Source organism: Phyllobacterium zundukense (assembly GCF_025452195.1).
Taxonomy (GTDB): domain Bacteria; phylum Pseudomonadota; class Alphaproteobacteria; order Rhizobiales; family Rhizobiaceae; genus Phyllobacterium; species Phyllobacterium zundukense_A.
In genome coordinates this window covers 89,001-103,433 of sequence record NZ_CP104971.1, presented here as the reverse complement: position 1 = coordinate 103,433, position 14,433 = coordinate 89,001, and the positions used below count along the sequence as shown (strand labels likewise).

Below are 14,433 nucleotides of genomic sequence, written 5' to 3'. Positions count from 1 at the left end.
GCACTAAATCCACAGCTCAGCTCAGTAAGGCGTGGCGCTGAGACCAAGCTGCTTTGAACCGCACTCCGAGCATTTCAACCTCGGCGCAAGGTCCTTGTGCATGGCGCTATGGTTTCGTCCGAGCTTCTCCGCCAAAAAGCCCAGGTCGATCTTTGACCGGTGTTTGCATCCTAGCCGGTGACAAAATACCCAAAGTGTATATCCGTGGTCGATCAACCCACCGATGGTGCCGTTTTCGCTGGTGTCAATCTGCACCTGAACGGGTTGCGGCTTCGCTTTCCGTTCGAAGATGTCTTCGTACGGGAGCACTTCGCAATCCGTGCTGTTGCAATCCTTGCACCTAAATTTGAGGCTTCTGATTTCACGACCATGGCCAAACATGTCGGCGAGGCTTCCAGCAGTGAAGCTCGCAGCCTTGTTGCATTTCCGGCAGCGGGATCGCACGAGCATCCGGTGTCCGGCAGCCTGGCCCAATGTTTTTATTGTTCTTGCCATGAGAACAAAATGGGAACATGATGCGAGGCCGTCAAGATCGAAGACGCCGCAGTACGCGGCTTGCGAACGTCCGATGAACGATTATCTTTAGGGTCATGTGCAATCTATACAATGCCACAACAACCCATGAAGCGATGCGGCAACTCTTCTTGCCGATCAATGACCTGACCAACCGGCTGACACCGCAGATGGATGTCTTTCCCGACTATCCGGCACCGATAGGCCGCAAGGACGCCAATGGCGACCGCGAGTTGGCAATTGCCCGCTGGGGCATGCCGACGCCGCCGCAGTTTCTGAAAGGCGAAGTCGATTACGGTGTAACCAATATCCGCAACGTCAAATCACCACACTGGCAAGCCTGGCTTGGCCCGGCAAACCGTTGCGTTGTTCCTGCGACAAGCTTCTCCGAATACGGCAAGGTTCCGGATCCGGTGACGAAGAAGAAGCCACTGTACTGGTTTGCCCTCAACGAGGACAAACCGCTGTTCTGGTTCGCTGGCATCTGGACGAGCTGGTACAGCGTGCGGAAAAAGAAGGAAGGGCCCGTTCAAGCCGACATCTTCGCGTTTCTGACGACCTCCCCGAATGCCGTGGTCAAACCGATCCATGAACAGGCAATGCCGGTCATTTTGCGTACATCCGAGGAAATAGACATCTGGATGAATGCGCCGGCCGAGGAAGCGCTGCAACTGCAAAGACCCCTGCCCGATAATGAACTGATTGTTTTGCCACAGCCGAAGGCAGAGGAAGAACAGCCGTTGCTATTATGAATAAGAGAGGAAGATAGCTTTGTCTTGAATTGTCGCCAACCTTCCTGGCATCTTTAGCGTTTTGGCACAAGGAAATATCATTGGAACCACTCCACATCCTCGATCAAGGCCAATGGTTCGGATATTCCTGCGAAGCTCGCGACGCCTGGATTTTTGCCACTCGCCTGTTGGCTTTATCGGTGTGCGTCTATGGTTTCGTCCTCATGCGTCGTTTCAAGCTCTGGGGCGAAATTCGGTTCAATATCAAACGTGAGTAGACCATCTTGGGGTTAGGTAGGGGCCTCAGCAGTTCTTGCGCAACAGTCTACTGGCGATCGCATGGCTTATCTCTAAGTTCGCCTCGATCTCCAGCCAAAGATATTGCCCCTCGGGGTTCGACTCGAAGAAGACGTATCCTAAATCATCGGAGTAACGCATATCGACAGCACTGTAGACGAGCCCGAAATCCGCCACCATCTGAATCAGGGCCTCCTCCACGTCGGCGGGCAAAGTCCAGGGGGTGACCTCCGTCTCCACGAATCGTGTGTCAGTCACATCCTCCAAAGGGTCGAAAATGATTCGCGCAGCAAAAACCCTGTCGCCTACGACTGTGGCACGAATGTCGAATTCGCCCCTGATCCGCTCCTGGAAGATTGCCGGGCATGTAATCAATCTGTCGATCGACTCGAGGTCCTCAGTCCGAAGGCGTCGAGTTGGATATATGCCCACGCGAGGGCTGTGAAACATCTTGTAGATTGTTTCACCACCCATTCTTTCGTGAAAATTTTTGACGGCGACAGGGTCGTTAGTTATGAGCGTCTCGGGAACTCGCAATCCCAATGCCTGGGCACGCGTTAACTGAGCAGGCTTATACGCAGCCAGCAGGCTCTTGCCCGGGTCATTGAAAGAGTTCGCAACCAGTCCGTGAAGAGTTCCTGTAATTGCTACCTGGCGCTCTGTATGAGCTACCGAGAGCGGACTTGTCTTTGAGCGCTCGGCACTTGTCTTTGCGCGCTCGTTGGAAATACTAATAGGGTATGCGGTTCTCCGCCACCATAGCCCGGCAATGTCGGCAAGCTGTAACGATTCAGCAGCCCCTCGACGGTCTAAGACTTGAAGGTCAAAACCACCTTTGCCTACGGTCGCGAGCAAGTCATACGAACTCGTAAATTCTTGGACGTCGAGAATGTATGCATTCCCGCCGAGCTGCTCGGTCGCGACCTTGACAGCGTGAGCATGTAAATCATCGGAGTGCGCTACGATTACTGCAGTGCCCATTGATCGTCGTTAGACCGCGTGGCACCAATCATCAATCCCGGAGTCATCGTAAGATCCGCCACTCCTCGTCCCGCTATTGCTCGAGAAAGCAACGTCGCCCCGAGACACATACCCAGTCTTCGAAATCCAAGCGATCTCGCGCTCGCTCGGGCCCTTGCTGCACGCTTTCGGTTCCATATTGCCCAGCATGCTGAACGGAACGGCTCCGACCAAATCCGAAGCAGCGATGGAATGTATTGTGGTCAACTGGGTGCCATGACTGATGGTCAGGATAGCGTATGGCGGGCTGGGCAGGTTATCGAGGCTACGGGGGATGACCGAAATGTCAGAAACTCGGTTGCGAGCGACTGAGTATACGATTCCCGCGTAAGCGAAATTCACTGCTTCCGGCAAAATTTCGATTATTTCAACCGGAAGCTTTAGGTCATCGGCACTGGGTGGTGCGGCGGCTTCACCCGCGCTCAGAGTGGGGTTCTGTTGGGCAAAGTCGTCGACACTGGGCATCACCGTACTCCGTTGAACCGAGATATTACCAACAATAACGGTAGCGTCACTTTCAGTATTCGGTCAAGCCGCTTGGTGGAGAAAAGAATGTTCCGCAATGGCCGATGCAGTTGGCGATGCCTCTAGCCCGCACTGCGGAACCATCCATAGATGTGAGCCATGTTGACGATTCTCGTTTATGCCGGCGCCGCCGTCGCGGAAATCGCCGGTTGCTTCTTTCTGGCGCGCTATCTCGAATATCCCTCCGGCAAGGGCGGCGGCGCGGGATTGAACCCGAACGGATGGAAGCCAGGTTCAAATGCTTACGCCAAGGCAAAGGGCGGATAATGAAATTTGATTATCCGGCCGTTCGGAACTGAGTCTAAGGGGAGTCGCTTGGCCGCGATGGAAGAACGATACTTCAAAGAAGTTCGCATCATGACAGCCCGGGCCGGATGCGCGTCATCACCTCGGCACTTCAGGCCGCAGAAATGATTCTCACAGATTGGCCGATCGAGCAAAGCGAAATACTGACCGCTGCGAAACACGCCCTGCTAGCCTGTTTGGAAGGGAACCTCTCACCCGGATCGGCACGCTTTGCATTCATCCAGGCGGCCAAGGAAGCCGGCAATTATGTGGATGAGCCGGAGCGGCCACCGCCTACGGGAAAGCTGACACGGTGGCACAAGAGCAAGCCGCGACGCAGAGCGTAATCTTGCGGATCCACACTACCGGGGCAGCACACGCTTGAAAGAATGATTGACTGTCGACTCGGCCACCAATGATGTATATACAAAAGCTAGCGCCGGGAACATGCATAGCTTGGCTATTGGCGCTTGAGAGACACTCTGTGCTCCCGCTTTTAACTGGGAGATCGAGTATGCTTCATTTACTCAGTGCAACGATACATTCGCCCTCCGATTGGATTATTATCCAGCGGGCTCACGCGAAAGCCTCGGTTCTGCTTGATCGTTGTCCATATTCCCATATAGATGCCAATCGTATCGCGCGAACTGTCATGAGGTTATTCGATGACGGACTTCGAGACGAAGATATGATCGCGGCCAAAGCAGCCGACATGCAGTACCTGTCTTGAAGCCAGCCGTAGATGCTGAATTATGCAAAACATAAACAAAACGCGCCTCCCCATCCAGAAGGACAGAGAGGCGCGCCATGTATCAAATGGACTTGCCACCGACCAGAGAGTATTCTCATTGGCGGAGGTGTCACAATGCAACGCTTGGATCACAAACTGGACTGCAAGGCCTGCGGTACGATCTATTTGGAAATCCCTGAAGGCGTTCAGGGCCACACCCTGATTTGTTGCAGTTCATGCGGGGATCTCCTCGGCCGCTGGGATGAGCTCGAACTCGATTTTAACCAGCAAGGCGGACAGCATGGCATTTTTGAAATGCATGACGGTCAGATCATTCGAAAGGAGTGATCCCATGCGAATACATTTTGAGGACGATCCGGAAAAAGGGCGGAACGGCCTGCCCTACTTCCTCTACGGCTTGGCATTCTTTGCTGCGCTTGCCATCGCTATCGCGATTGGCTGGTTCTTACACCTGGAACGCTTGGCAGCCAACGTTCCCTGAACCAGCGCAGGGCTGATACAAAATGACCTCAGACCGCTCGTGACCTATATGGTGGGGACGGCATATATAAGGTACGAAGCCAAGCAGCAAAGCGATGGAAGGTGGTCCGTCTATGACTCGGTCAGCGGCTATCCAACTCTGGTCAACGCCTTCTTCACTATCGACATGTCCCGAGAGCGGGCCGAAGATTTGGTCGATCTCCTAAATCGCCAAGATGCAATACAAAGGGGCACGACAGAACGCCCAGCGGGAACCGATTAGCTGCCATAGAGACAAGCTTTCTACTCGGGCAGTGATGAAACAAAGCCCCTTTCCCGGCAGCCCTGACCGGCAGGGCGATTGTTAGCTGAACGGAACAACAGTCACGCCGGGCGTTATCTCGAAATAGATCGGCGGCGACGTAAGCTTTACCGGCCAGCCGAGCCTTTGAACCAAGTTGCAGGTGTATTCGATGCTCACTTCGTAGTGAGCCCTGCCAACGGCGGCATTGTCTGGGATAGTGATCGAGCGCCGATACGTCTCCCTGCCCTTCCGGGTTCCTGTCCCGACCGTGTAGTTCGTGATCGCGTGACGGTCGCCGGCTGAATCCACAAGCCACCGCTTCAGGACCGACAGGCATATCCGCGATCGGATAACCTCATATTCAATATCGATGGAACCGCCTTGCGACACTTCTGACCCTATGGCCGCGGCGCTGACATACGAGATAGGCGGATGCCGGTCAGCAACCATGATCCCGAGACTTATAGCACCATAGAAGGCAAACGCCGCAAAGAGCGCCATGACACCCTTTGCCCATACGCTCATTGATTTCAGATCTTGAACCATGCAAGCACCTTCAACATTCCTTCCCAGAACATGATTGTTCCGAGGAATATCCCGAGGACGCCGACGATGAGCCATTTGAAGAATTTGCCGATCACCTTGGCATTGCGGACCATCACGAATATTTCCGTGACATCTTCCGCTGGCGCATCTGCGACGACTTCGAGGGTTTCTATGTTCTGCGCTTCAAGTTGCTCAAAGAAGCGCTTGGTTTTGTCAGGCAGCTCGATCCAGCGCTGAACCGCGATTGCATCTTTATCCATAGCCATGCCCTATCTGCGCCTGCGCTTACGATGCTTGATCGTCATGGAACTGCGCGCATCGATCGATCTTTGCATCGACCTGATCTGCGCTGTATTCCCAACGTTTCTGTGTCCAGCGAGCTTTCTCGCCGAGTTTGGGGATGACGCGGCCCATATGCTCGCGACATTCGGGTGGCAGCGGCGGGCGGATCGGTTCAGCCCGCATGATGCCGATGGCCTGGGCGGCAGCGGTCACCCTTGCCGTTTGCTTCTCTTCAGTGGTTTGACAACCAGTCGAGATCATCAGCGCCCCAAACAGCACCATCAGCGCCGGTATCCTTATTGATGTCTTTCTGGAGCTTTTCATTTGCAATCCTGTTTGCCTGCGCCGCTGCCGTGGCGCGTTTCTGTGCTTCGTCATAGAGTTGGGATGCCCGAAGGCGCGATCGCCTCTCCTCGGCAAGCTGTGCCTGTAGGGCGGTCTTTTCAGACAGCTCGACGTAACCGGCCCGAGCTGCTGTTGCTGCCTTGGCCGACTCCGTTGCCACCCTGCCCGTTGCGAGTTGGCCAATGATCGGGATGGAACCGATGTAAGGAATGTCCCGTACGAGAGGCACACCCTCATAAATGCCAAGCATGAGGAGAAAGGACGCTGCAGCGCCTAGCGCGCCATATGCGGCGGCTCTGATGGATTCGAGGATACCCATCAGCTAAAGCCCCGATACGCAGAGTTCAGCTTCACCAAGGCGCTGCTTGTCACCCATCTCACGACGCAGGACCAGGCCATTGACAATGCGACCGCCGGCGCGGTTGAACGCCGTCTGGGCTTCACAGGCTTGTCGAAATTTGCCTGCCGTGGTGAGCCTCGCCGCTGTCGATCGTTTGGCCGCGAAAACACCAAAGTTGTAGGCACCGGAGAGCAACGATGCCTGAACCGATACAGGCGCCTCGACATAGCCTTTCACACCGTCAACCAGCGGAAGGTAATAGTCATTGATGATACGGACCTTCAGCATTGCCAGGCACTCGGCCGGCGTGAAACTCATGCCGGCTGTGACAGGCTTGCCGTTGATCCGGGTCTCGCCGTAGCAGATGTCCCAGATCTTGGCGAAGCTGTCCCAATGGGATTGGAGAACCAGGCCTTCCCACGGAATGATCAGCTTGTTGACCGCAAGTTCAACCGCCGGAGGCGTGATGCCCTGCTCGATCGCGGTATGGACACTTGCCGGGGTGATCCGTTCAGGGGAGAAAAACGCTAACCAGCCACTGGCAGAAGCGGATAAAATAACTGCGGCTATGGCGGCCTTTGCGCGGCTGCTTGACCTGATCTTGTTGATTGGCATCTTCATTACCTTTCAGATTGTTTTGAGCGATGAGGCGGGCAACGAAGGCAGCGGCGACCGCGAAGAGGGTCAGCACGGCAAACAGGCGCTGCGGGATTGGGAGAAGGCCGTCGAGCAACGGAAGAGCGGCCTCAATGCCGGACAACGCACCGGCAAGCAGCATCAAGCGCACTGACCACGCTTTGCGCAGCACAGTTCGCCACTCGTCTATGAGACGCATGGTCATTTCCTTGTTTGTGGATTGGCGTATGATTGAGGTGCTGAAGATGCCCAATTGTTCAGCAGAAGCCTGGTCTATCGGTATTGGCGTTCTGATAGATCGGGCTTTGTCGTTCGCTGTTTGCGTTCACGCGACGATCAAAATTAGATCGATGTAGTTATTTACCCGAATCAGGCTTCACCGTAGCTTCCCTGCGGAACCTAGGCGGAAGGACCTCACTCCAATCTTCCAACAGTTGATAGGAGTAAGGCCGTGGCATTCCGCAATCGAAGGAAACATTCGAAAGGCGGTTCCACGCCACAGCCCCCTGATTGGCGATGAAAGGCTGACGAAGAGCACACCGCTTCTTTTTCACGCGTCAGCGACTTTGAGCCCGATCTATCGGTTATTTGCGTTCCGGTAGATCGGGCTTTGCTATTTCTGTTTTCAGGTTCGCTTTCTTGGAACACAAATCCTGAAATCTGTGTTGTAGCCAGGTCGTACCGCGAGGAACGACAGAGGCCCCCACGCCTGTCGTTCCGAGCCCAAGGAAAGGCGTCGGGGTCTCACCTAGTTCCTTAGGATTAATATCGGAGCGATCATCCATCGAAGACGTTGGACCTTGGTCGGAGAGCCCACACCTCCCCGGCAGGGGCTCGGCGTGTTACCGCCCAATGGAACCCTGCGCGTCGGGCCTCACCGTTTGTTAACCACTCGAGTGCAGGCTTGAAAGGCTGAGCCCCAATGTCAGCAACCCGACCTGCCTTTGTATTTGCGTTGGTCGCAGGTCGGAAACTTCAAGGAGTGTGTAATGCGTAACGATGTGACGCAATTTTCAATTCTTGACGTGATCGCCATCATTTCTGGTATCGCATCGATGTCGGCTCTATGCTGGTTTTTTGTGTCGTAGGCTCTAAAGCCCGGCAGCATCCGTAAAGAACGCGTCCACCTGCTCGATCGTGAAGCCGAGACCGGCGAACCCTTGCTGCAGCATCTCGTCATCCCGCCGGAAGGTGGCTGACTGGCACTGTCACATTGTTTGGAGGCAAGTCGTGCGAAAGGCATGGGCCTCTTTTCAGGCAACCTGGCCGCTGATTGCTTTCCACCCACCCATGGCATGCAAGCGGTGATTTCGGATCTGAAATGCTGAGCGATTTATACGGGACGGAACAAAGAGATTGCGAACAGCAGAGAAGACGGAAACAAAATGCTGCAAGCTGCCGATCGATCGAAAGCCTTGGCGCGTTCGCTCGCGTTTTCGAAACGGAACGTGCGAATTCTCTGCTCGATTGTTCAAGCCTTTGTGAGAACGATGCTCGACGTCTGGAATGACCTGACGCCTTGCTGCGCCATAGGAGCGCAACTTGTCGGTGATCATCCGCTTCGGCACCATGCCCTGCTTCTTCATCAGACGTATCAGCAATCGCCTGGCCGCCTTGGTATTGCGGCGGTTCTGGACAATCTCATCGAGCACAAAGCCGTCTTGGTCAACCGCCCGCCACAGCCAGCATCGCTTGCCGTTGATGCGCACCGCGACTTCATCAAGGTGCCAGACATCATTGCTGGAAGGCGGCTTTCGGCAAATACGTCGGGCATATTCAGGGCCACGTTTTCTGCCCCACCGACGGATGGTCTCATAAGACACGACGATCCCTCGTTCCAGCAGCATTTCTTCAACATGGCGCAGGCTCAACGGAAACCGATAATAGAGCCAGATGGCACGGGCGATAATCTCTGGCGGGAACCGGTGGTTCTTGTAATGGGCGATGGGCTGATTCATGGCGCATCATCTATCGACAATCTCTTAACCCGAAATCAACGTGACATTCCCCAGCCAACCAATGCCTTTATTCGGCGAAAGACCAGGGCCGCAATCGGCTCGTTTATTGAACGGAACCGAGTGCAGCAAACGAATGCGAGCGCCGCCCAAACTTGAACGCGCGTTGAACGCAACCTTGCGACTTGCTGTGGCGGTGTAGCGAAACCTCAATGCATGATGGCGCTGACGACGAGGTAGGCCGCATGGCATCGCCGGCGCAATGCCGGGCACGAACAAGCGCCACAGCAAACCTCCCCACCTCTCGGAGAAGGTTCGCGTTCGCGCCGACAGCTGGCCCCTCGCTTATCCTGCGTCTCAATAGTAGGGCGTACGCTATGTTTCGCGACGATACTCCACAGCTTCGCACTTGTGCTGCTGCGGCTGCGGTCGAGAAGTTGTCACCCCTCTCAACCCTGCCAAGTGGAACCTCGCCGAGAACGACGGAACGGTATCGCTAACGCCATCCGCCGGAAACTGGAGTTTTCCCTGTACGTCCCATTTTGTTGGATTTCGCTCAGCTGCCCGCCGGGAAATCAGTAGAGATCGCCAGCTCCCGCCAAGCGGCAAGCTCTCCGGCAACGGCGGTATTTTTCTTTTCGATCGCTGCCACCGTGTCCGAGCCGAATGGCATGCGAAGCGGTGGATTGTCGGAGTGGGCCACAGTGATCATCGCCTTTGCCAGACGCGCCGGATCACCGGGTTGGGCGTGATTGAATTGTGCAGCTGCGGATCGCATAACGCCTGCGGGGGTATCGTTATAATCGGAAATGGCGCTGTGGCTGACTGAAAGCGAGCTTTCATCGAGAAAGTCGGTGCGGAAGAAACCGGGTTCGACGACAGTGACCTTAACGCCGAGCGGGGCGAGTTCGTCCGACAGAGCCTCGGAGAGGCCTTCCACCGCAAACTTCGTTGAGCAATAAACGCCCCATCCGGGATGGCTGACATAGCCGCCGATGGACGAAATGTTGATGATGTGGCCGGAACGTTGTCTGCGCATGTGGGGAAGCACAGCGCGGGTGACCTTGAGCAAGCCAAAGACGTTTGTGGCATAGAGCTTTTCAATCTCAGATGCTGTTGCCTCCTCAACAGCTCCGAGCAGGCCGAAACCGGCGTTGTTCAGGAGAATGTCAATCTTGCCGAAGCGCTTGATTGCCTGCTCGGCTGCCGCGTTGGCCTGTTCTTCATTGGTGACGTCCAGTGCGACTGGAAGCAGGTTCGGATGATCGCCAAACCGGGCAGTGACTGTTGCAGGGTTGCGGGCGGTTGCAACAACGGCATCGCCGGCCTTCAAAGCTTCCTCGGTGATCAGTGCGCCAAAGCCGCGTGATGCTCCCGTAATGAACCAGATACGCATGATGTTTTTCCTTTCCAGTTGAATGCACCCAAGTTTTACCGCATGAAAGAAGATGAAATAATCGCCTTAAATTTCCACAAGCTAATGAGGAGCCTTCATCAATGCGGAAGATTGGTCCGGCCGACCTCGCCACCTTTCTGGCCATTGCCCAGCACAGCAGCTTCCGGAAAGCTGCAGTCGAGCTTGGCGTTACGGCCTCGGCGCTAAGCCATGCATTGCGGAGCATCGAGGAGCGGCTTGAAATCAGGCTGGTCAACCGGACGACCCGAAGCGTGGCGTTGACAGATGCCGGGCAGCAATTGTTCAGCCGAGTCAAACCGGCCTTTCTTGACATCGAAGATGCGCTTGATGATTTGAATGCGTTTCGTGGTCAGCCTTCCGGCAAACTGCGCATCAATGCAGCAAGGGCGGCGGCGAAACTGGTGCTTTTGCCAATAGTCTCGAAATTCCTACAGGCATATCCCGCAGTTGAGGTCGAACTTCTGGTCAATGATGCGTTGGTCGATATGGTTGCCGAGGGCTGTGATGCGGGTGTTCGTTTCGGCGAGATGGTTGCGGCAGACATGATTGCAGTGCCAATCGGTCCAAGACACCGCTTCGCTGTGGTTGCATCACCTGGCTATTTTGAACAGCATCCCGAACCGGTAACACCGCATGATCTGAGTCGGCAGCCATGTATCCGCTATCGTTTCGCGGGCGGGTCATTCTATCAGTGGGAATTCGAAAAAGGCGGAATCGAACTGGAGATTGAAGTCACAGGACCACTAACGCTTGGTGATCAGGATCTGATGATAGGCGCGGCACTGGATGGTGCTGGCCTTGCCTATCTTTTTGAAGATCAGGTGCAGATCCATGTTGCCGAAGGGCGTCTGCAACGGGTTCTTGAGGATTGGTGCCCCTACTATCCGGGATTCTTTCTGTATTATCCCAGCCGACGGCAGCTTCCGACAGCGATGCGGGCCTTCGTCGATTTTCTCAAGGTGAGCCGGTAAGCCAGACAGCGGTTACATGCTGGGCTTTTCATGCAAATGGTTACCGGGAAAAGACGCCGTGTTTCCACTCGATCCTTACCCAATGACCATTGGCCGTTTGGCCAAGGGAAATGATGACATTTTCTGGGACTCTGTGTTTCGAGGCTAGCCCACCCGGCTTGATCGGAGCGCGCGACGCCTGGCCCCGGCGGAGAAGGAGCAACGATTATGACGAGGGTCCGGGACATTGCCGACCTCGGATCAATGGCAGCTTATGGTGATTAAATCGGCTTTTGATGCCGCCAGTCGCAAATCCTCTAAGAGGCCTCCCGCCACTCAACGCGCCCCAGCTTTTCCAAAAGGAAGTCCGTCACGAGGGAAACATGCGGTTCGCTTGTGTTCGATTGATGAACGGAGATCACGACCTCCGGTAGTGGGGGTAAACCTATTTGCCCATCGATGATCTTGAGACTGGCCGGTACTATCGACGCCTCCATCACAGATACGGCGGCGCTTTCCAATATTGCCTTTTCCATCAATTCTATGCTGCGGGTGGAGTATGCAATACGCCATGAGCGGTCGATGCGTTTCAACGTGTCCAGTGCGACTTCCCTGCACACACAACCCGTGGGGAAAAGAACAAGCGAAAGCGGCGCGTCCGGGTCATCCATGTAATCGGGCGAGGCAACCCAGTGAAGCTGTTCATATCTCGCGATCTGACCCGCAACGGCGTTTGGACGGTGGGTCGCGACGACCACATCGAGCTGCCCCTGGTCGAGCATCGGCAACAGGTCGCTGGCGTTGTCGCATGTCACCTCGAACTGCAGGCGGGGATATTCCTTTGCGATGGCAGCAAGAATGGGCGGTAGCAGGAAAGTCGCGTAGTCGTCGGGGGCTCCAATCCTGACCAGGCCTTCCGCTTCGGGTCGGTGAAGGTGAGAAAGGGCAGCGTCGTTTGCCGCGAGTATGCGGTTTGCATAGACCAGCAGCGCTTCACCGACATGTGTGATGGAGACGGACTGGCGGTTCCGTTCGAAAAGGCGCTTCTCAACGATGTCTTCGAGCCGCTTGATCTGAAGGCTGACCGCTGACTGTGTGCGGCCGATCGCCCGCGCCGCATGTGTGAAGTTACGGTGTGCGGCAACGGCTGCGAATGATCGAAGCAGGTCGATTTCGAGGTCACGTTTCATAGTGCATGATTGCGATATCTCATCACGATTAGCAATATAATTCGTTTCTGAAATCACATCACTGGAGCTACCTTCCTCCTGGGAGGGCCGTGTTTGCTCAATCGATATTCCTAACGACACGCATCGCTCCCTTGGCCAATTCGGCCACCGGTAAGGATTGGCGCTTGCCGCCAATTCCAGGCCGACAAGTGAACTATGGAACCGAAAGGACCGATAAAGTGCGATTCAACGACATCGATAACCTTGAGACGCGAACCGGCAAGGTCGAACGGGTCTGGCAGATTGAGATTCAAGCGACACCGGAAGATGTCGACAAGATCATCGACAGCGTCATGGAGGTCGATCCACTGATCTATGGCCGATATCGGCGCAATGCGTTTGTGACGGCTGTTGGTAGTGAAACCTATCTGCCGGAAGAAAACTCGACCAGTGCCATCCATCTGGGTGCGGCCAACAGGGCTCAGACCTTCCCAAGCGTCTTGATCGTGATCTCGGTGGAGCAAAACCGCGAAACTCTTGGGCGTGTTCTGGACGCAATCCGCGATGTTCATCACTATGAAGAGCCGCTGATCTTCATCAAGGATTGTTGGGCAAGCCGTGCCAGCTATGATCCGCACAACACCAATCCGAACCGTTGGTGGAATCGCGAAAAGGCCGACACCAGCGCTTAAGCGCAAACTTGTCACGGCGGACAGTGATTTCAGTATGGCGTTCCACCGTGACATGAACGATCGGCCATTCATTGCGCCGCAGAAGCGGCTCAGATGGGCTCGAACCGGGAATTCGCCACTCCCCGCACGAATGTGCACAGAGATCGAAACGGCATGTTTCTCTCTTGACTGTCAGGGTATGTGGCCGAGATCGGCAGCGCATACGTTGCCGTCGCCATGGGGATCGAGCCTACCGTGCGGCATGCCGATTATCTGAATTCGTGGCTGAAGTGCTTGAAAGAGGACAAGCGCGGCGCTGTCACCTTGTTTGGGTTTAACGAATTGTCGATATTGATCAGGGCATGAATCAGCCCATTGCCCACTACAAGATGGCGAAGCAAGTTGTGGCCGTTATTGCGTAATAGCGCATCTATTCCCACTGTTGGTTACAGCCAATCGAACGTGGATCAGCTCACCGCGAAGCCTATGCTTCGAGTTGGGGTGCGACGATAGCCTAAAGTGATGCCATTCACCGAAAAACGTCACAGAAGACAGTCGGTGGACTAAGGTTTAGAAAAACAGAGTGCACACAATCGGAAGTTACGAGAAACCGTTCCTTTGAAAATGCCGATAAGAGCTGTTTTTTGTTGAATCCGATTGCTGCCAAAAATTCTACAATCGCCCTAGTTCGAAGGCAAAACCTTTGATCGCGTTACGGATTGCGTGGTCACCGGCCGGAAGGATAGCACCATGAATCGCCCTCCAGCAGGTTTTTGAATATCACAATCGCCAAATTCGGCTTGGCGGTGCGGACAGAGAGAGCTTTACTTCTCCTTTGAAAGAGGATCAGCGTGTCTGTGGATCAAGCGCCACTCACCCTCCTCCTTGCGGAAAATTTCTGTAACCCTCAAACGCATCGGGATTGTCTCGGTTCTTCCCTTCAACCGCGCTTTGGCATTCTGAAAGCCCGCCCAGTAACCGATTTCGCCGTTAGCGGACATGTGCACAATCTCCAGGTCACTCCCGCTGCCAGTATCGAAAGAGCGGGCGTCGCTTTCATACCGCGACATAACTTCGGCCGCGCCTTCGACCACACCGCCCATCGGACCGAAAAAGGTCGCGGCAGAATTTTTGATAGCGATTTTCGCCAGCGGTTCGGCATCTCCGTTGACATAGGCCTGCGCAATGATCTTGCGCCTTTCAATGAACGTCCTGAAGTCGTCGATCATGGTCCACC

19 protein-coding genes and 1 pseudogene are annotated in these 14,433 nt (G+C 55.0%); 9 read left to right on the top strand and 11 right to left on the bottom strand.

Translation table 11 applies throughout. The features are described from left to right. Nucleotides 1-590 precede the first annotated feature (590 nt). The gene (locus tag N8E88_RS04955; RefSeq protein WP_262291410.1) at nt 591-1,265 is read left to right on the top strand and encodes an SOS response-associated peptidase; all 675 of its coding nucleotides are present in this window, start codon (nt 591-593) and stop codon (nt 1,263-1,265) included. Nucleotides 1,266-1,547: 282 nt separating this feature from the next. Here the strand turns inward: N8E88_RS04955 and N8E88_RS04950 are convergent, their stop codons facing one another. After that, nucleotides 1,548-2,522 carry an MvdC/MvdD family ATP grasp protein gene (locus tag N8E88_RS04950; RefSeq protein WP_262291409.1) on the bottom strand — a complete coding sequence of 325 codons (975 nt, stop codon included), beginning with the start codon at nt 2,520-2,522 and terminating at the stop codon, nt 1,548-1,550. Between the two features lie 663 nt (nt 2,523-3,185). Between N8E88_RS04950 and N8E88_RS04945 the strand changes: the two genes are divergently transcribed. The 4 genes from N8E88_RS04945 to N8E88_RS04930 all read left to right on the top strand — a co-directional run bounded on the left by N8E88_RS04945 (nt 3,186) and on the right by N8E88_RS04930 (nt 4,603). Then, nucleotides 3,186-3,353, top strand: a complete 168-nt coding sequence (locus tag N8E88_RS04945; RefSeq protein ID WP_262291408.1) for a hypothetical protein — start codon at nt 3,186-3,188, stop codon at nt 3,351-3,353. A 107-nt stretch (nt 3,354-3,460) separates the two neighbouring features. After that, a complete protein-coding gene (locus N8E88_RS04940) occupies nt 3,461-3,718 on the top strand; it encodes a DUF982 domain-containing protein (RefSeq protein ID WP_262291407.1) in 258 nt (85 codons plus the stop codon). Nucleotides 3,719-4,113: 395 nt separating this feature from the next. After that, on the top strand, nt 4,114-4,449 hold the full coding sequence (locus tag N8E88_RS04935; protein WP_262291406.1) for a hypothetical protein: 336 nt from the start codon (nt 4,114-4,116) through the stop codon (nt 4,447-4,449). Nucleotides 4,450-4,453: 4 nt separating this feature from the next. Beyond that, on the top strand, nt 4,454-4,603 hold the full coding sequence (locus N8E88_RS04930) for a hypothetical protein (protein WP_262291405.1): 150 nt from the start codon (nt 4,454-4,456) through the stop codon (nt 4,601-4,603). Between the two features lie 342 nt (nt 4,604-4,945). Here N8E88_RS04930 and N8E88_RS04925 read toward each other — a convergent pair whose 3' ends face one another. The 7 genes from N8E88_RS04925 to N8E88_RS04895 all read right to left on the bottom strand — a co-directional run bounded on the left by N8E88_RS04925 (nt 4,946) and on the right by N8E88_RS04895 (nt 8,992). After that, on the bottom strand, nt 4,946-5,410 hold the full coding sequence (locus N8E88_RS04925; RefSeq protein WP_262291404.1) for a hypothetical protein: 465 nt from the start codon (nt 5,408-5,410) through the stop codon (nt 4,946-4,948). Between the two features lie 5 nt (nt 5,411-5,415). Continuing rightward, nucleotides 5,416-5,697, bottom strand: a complete 282-nt coding sequence (locus N8E88_RS04920) for a hypothetical protein (protein ID WP_262291403.1) — start codon at nt 5,695-5,697, stop codon at nt 5,416-5,418. A 19-nt stretch (nt 5,698-5,716) separates the two neighbouring features. Beyond that, entirely contained in the window at nt 5,717-5,926 is a 210-nt protein-coding gene (locus N8E88_RS04915; RefSeq protein ID WP_262291402.1) for a hypothetical protein, read from the bottom strand. 19 nt (nt 5,927-5,945) lie between these two features. Beyond that, nucleotides 5,946-6,377: a hypothetical protein gene (locus tag N8E88_RS04910; protein WP_262291401.1), complete on the bottom strand. Its 432-nt coding sequence runs from the start codon at nt 6,375-6,377 to the stop codon at nt 5,946-5,948. A 3-nt stretch (nt 6,378-6,380) separates the two neighbouring features. Next, entirely contained in the window at nt 6,381-7,013 is a 633-nt protein-coding gene (locus N8E88_RS04905; RefSeq protein WP_262291400.1) for a lysozyme, read from the bottom strand. Continuing rightward, nucleotides 6,910-7,233: a DUF7940 domain-containing protein gene (locus N8E88_RS04900; protein WP_262291399.1), complete on the bottom strand. Its 324-nt coding sequence runs from the start codon at nt 7,231-7,233 to the stop codon at nt 6,910-6,912. Before N8E88_RS04900 ends, N8E88_RS04905 begins: the two co-directional genes overlap by 104 nt. 1,054 nt (nt 7,234-8,287) lie before the next feature. Then, nucleotides 8,288-8,992: an IS6 family transposase gene (locus N8E88_RS04895; protein ID WP_262291398.1), complete on the bottom strand. Its 705-nt coding sequence runs from the start codon at nt 8,990-8,992 to the stop codon at nt 8,288-8,290. 406 nt (nt 8,993-9,398) lie between these two features. Between N8E88_RS04895 and N8E88_RS04890 the strand changes: the two are divergent. Beyond that, nucleotides 9,399-9,524, top strand: a pseudogene (locus N8E88_RS04890) (DUF6527 family protein); the annotation flags it as partial. Between the two features lie 21 nt (nt 9,525-9,545). On the opposite strand, the gene N8E88_RS04885 reads toward N8E88_RS04890, so the two are convergent. After that, a complete protein-coding gene (locus N8E88_RS04885; RefSeq protein ID WP_262291397.1) occupies nt 9,546-10,385 on the bottom strand; it encodes an oxidoreductase in 840 nt (279 codons plus the stop codon). Between the two features lie 101 nt (nt 10,386-10,486). Here N8E88_RS04885 and N8E88_RS04880 point away from each other — a divergent pair, with 101 nt between their 5' ends. Further along, nucleotides 10,487-11,377, top strand: coding sequence for a LysR family transcriptional regulator (locus N8E88_RS04880; RefSeq protein WP_262291396.1), 891 nt, complete (start codon nt 10,487-10,489; stop codon nt 11,375-11,377). A gap of 296 nt (nt 11,378-11,673) precedes the next feature. Here N8E88_RS04880 and N8E88_RS04875 read toward each other — a convergent pair whose 3' ends face one another. Continuing rightward, nucleotides 11,674-12,546, bottom strand: coding sequence for a LysR substrate-binding domain-containing protein (locus N8E88_RS04875; RefSeq protein WP_262291395.1), 873 nt, complete (start codon nt 12,544-12,546; stop codon nt 11,674-11,676). Nucleotides 12,547-12,764: 218 nt separating this feature from the next. On the opposite strand from N8E88_RS04875, the gene N8E88_RS04870 reads away from it, so the two are divergent. Continuing rightward, nucleotides 12,765-13,217, top strand: coding sequence for a hypothetical protein (locus N8E88_RS04870; RefSeq protein WP_262291394.1), 453 nt, complete (start codon nt 12,765-12,767; stop codon nt 13,215-13,217). A gap of 180 nt (nt 13,218-13,397) precedes the next feature. Continuing rightward, on the top strand, nt 13,398-13,562 hold the full coding sequence (locus N8E88_RS04865) for a zincin-like metallopeptidase domain-containing protein (protein ID WP_410010541.1): 165 nt from the start codon (nt 13,398-13,400) through the stop codon (nt 13,560-13,562). 458 nt (nt 13,563-14,020) lie between these two features. Here N8E88_RS04865 and N8E88_RS04860 read toward each other — a convergent pair whose 3' ends face one another. Beyond that, a complete protein-coding gene (locus N8E88_RS04860) occupies nt 14,021-14,425 on the bottom strand; it encodes a YybH family protein (protein ID WP_262291393.1) in 405 nt (134 codons plus the stop codon). Nucleotides 14,426-14,433 lie beyond the last annotated feature (8 nt).

Bases quoted from the DNA above. Each gene is read 5' to 3' on its own strand.
- N8E88_RS04955 (WP_262291410.1), top strand. From the start codon at position 591: ATGTGCAATCTATACAATGCCACAACAACCCATGAAGCGATGCGGCAA.
- N8E88_RS04950 (WP_262291409.1), bottom strand. From the start codon at position 2,522: ATGGGCACTGCAGTAATCGTAGCGCACTCCGATGATTTACATGCTCAC.
- N8E88_RS04945 (WP_262291408.1), top strand. From the start codon at position 3,186: ATGTTGACGATTCTCGTTTATGCCGGCGCCGCCGTCGCGGAAATCGCC.
- N8E88_RS04940 (WP_262291407.1), top strand. From the start codon at position 3,461: ATGCGCGTCATCACCTCGGCACTTCAGGCCGCAGAAATGATTCTCACA.
- N8E88_RS04935 (WP_262291406.1), top strand. From the start codon at position 4,114: ATGCTGAATTATGCAAAACATAAACAAAACGCGCCTCCCCATCCAGAA.
- N8E88_RS04930 (WP_262291405.1), top strand. From the start codon at position 4,454: ATGCGAATACATTTTGAGGACGATCCGGAAAAAGGGCGGAACGGCCTG.
- N8E88_RS04925 (WP_262291404.1), bottom strand. From the start codon at position 5,410: ATGAGCGTATGGGCAAAGGGTGTCATGGCGCTCTTTGCGGCGTTTGCC.
- N8E88_RS04920 (WP_262291403.1), bottom strand. From the start codon at position 5,697: ATGGCTATGGATAAAGATGCAATCGCGGTTCAGCGCTGGATCGAGCTG.
- N8E88_RS04910 (WP_262291401.1), bottom strand. From the start codon at position 6,377: ATGGGTATCCTCGAATCCATCAGAGCCGCCGCATATGGCGCGCTAGGC.
- N8E88_RS04905 (WP_262291400.1), bottom strand. From the start codon at position 7,013: ATGCCAATCAACAAGATCAGGTCAAGCAGCCGCGCAAAGGCCGCCATA.
- N8E88_RS04900 (WP_262291399.1), bottom strand. From the start codon at position 7,233: ATGCGTCTCATAGACGAGTGGCGAACTGTGCTGCGCAAAGCGTGGTCA.
- N8E88_RS04895 (WP_262291398.1), bottom strand. From the start codon at position 8,992: ATGAATCAGCCCATCGCCCATTACAAGAACCACCGGTTCCCGCCAGAG.
- N8E88_RS04885 (WP_262291397.1), bottom strand. From the start codon at position 10,385: ATGCGTATCTGGTTCATTACGGGAGCATCACGCGGCTTTGGCGCACTG.
- N8E88_RS04880 (WP_262291396.1), top strand. From the start codon at position 10,487: ATGCGGAAGATTGGTCCGGCCGACCTCGCCACCTTTCTGGCCATTGCC.
- N8E88_RS04875 (WP_262291395.1), bottom strand. From the start codon at position 12,546: ATGAAACGTGACCTCGAAATCGACCTGCTTCGATCATTCGCAGCCGTT.
- N8E88_RS04860 (WP_262291393.1), bottom strand. From the start codon at position 14,425: ATGATCGACGACTTCAGGACGTTCATTGAAAGGCGCAAGATCATTGCG.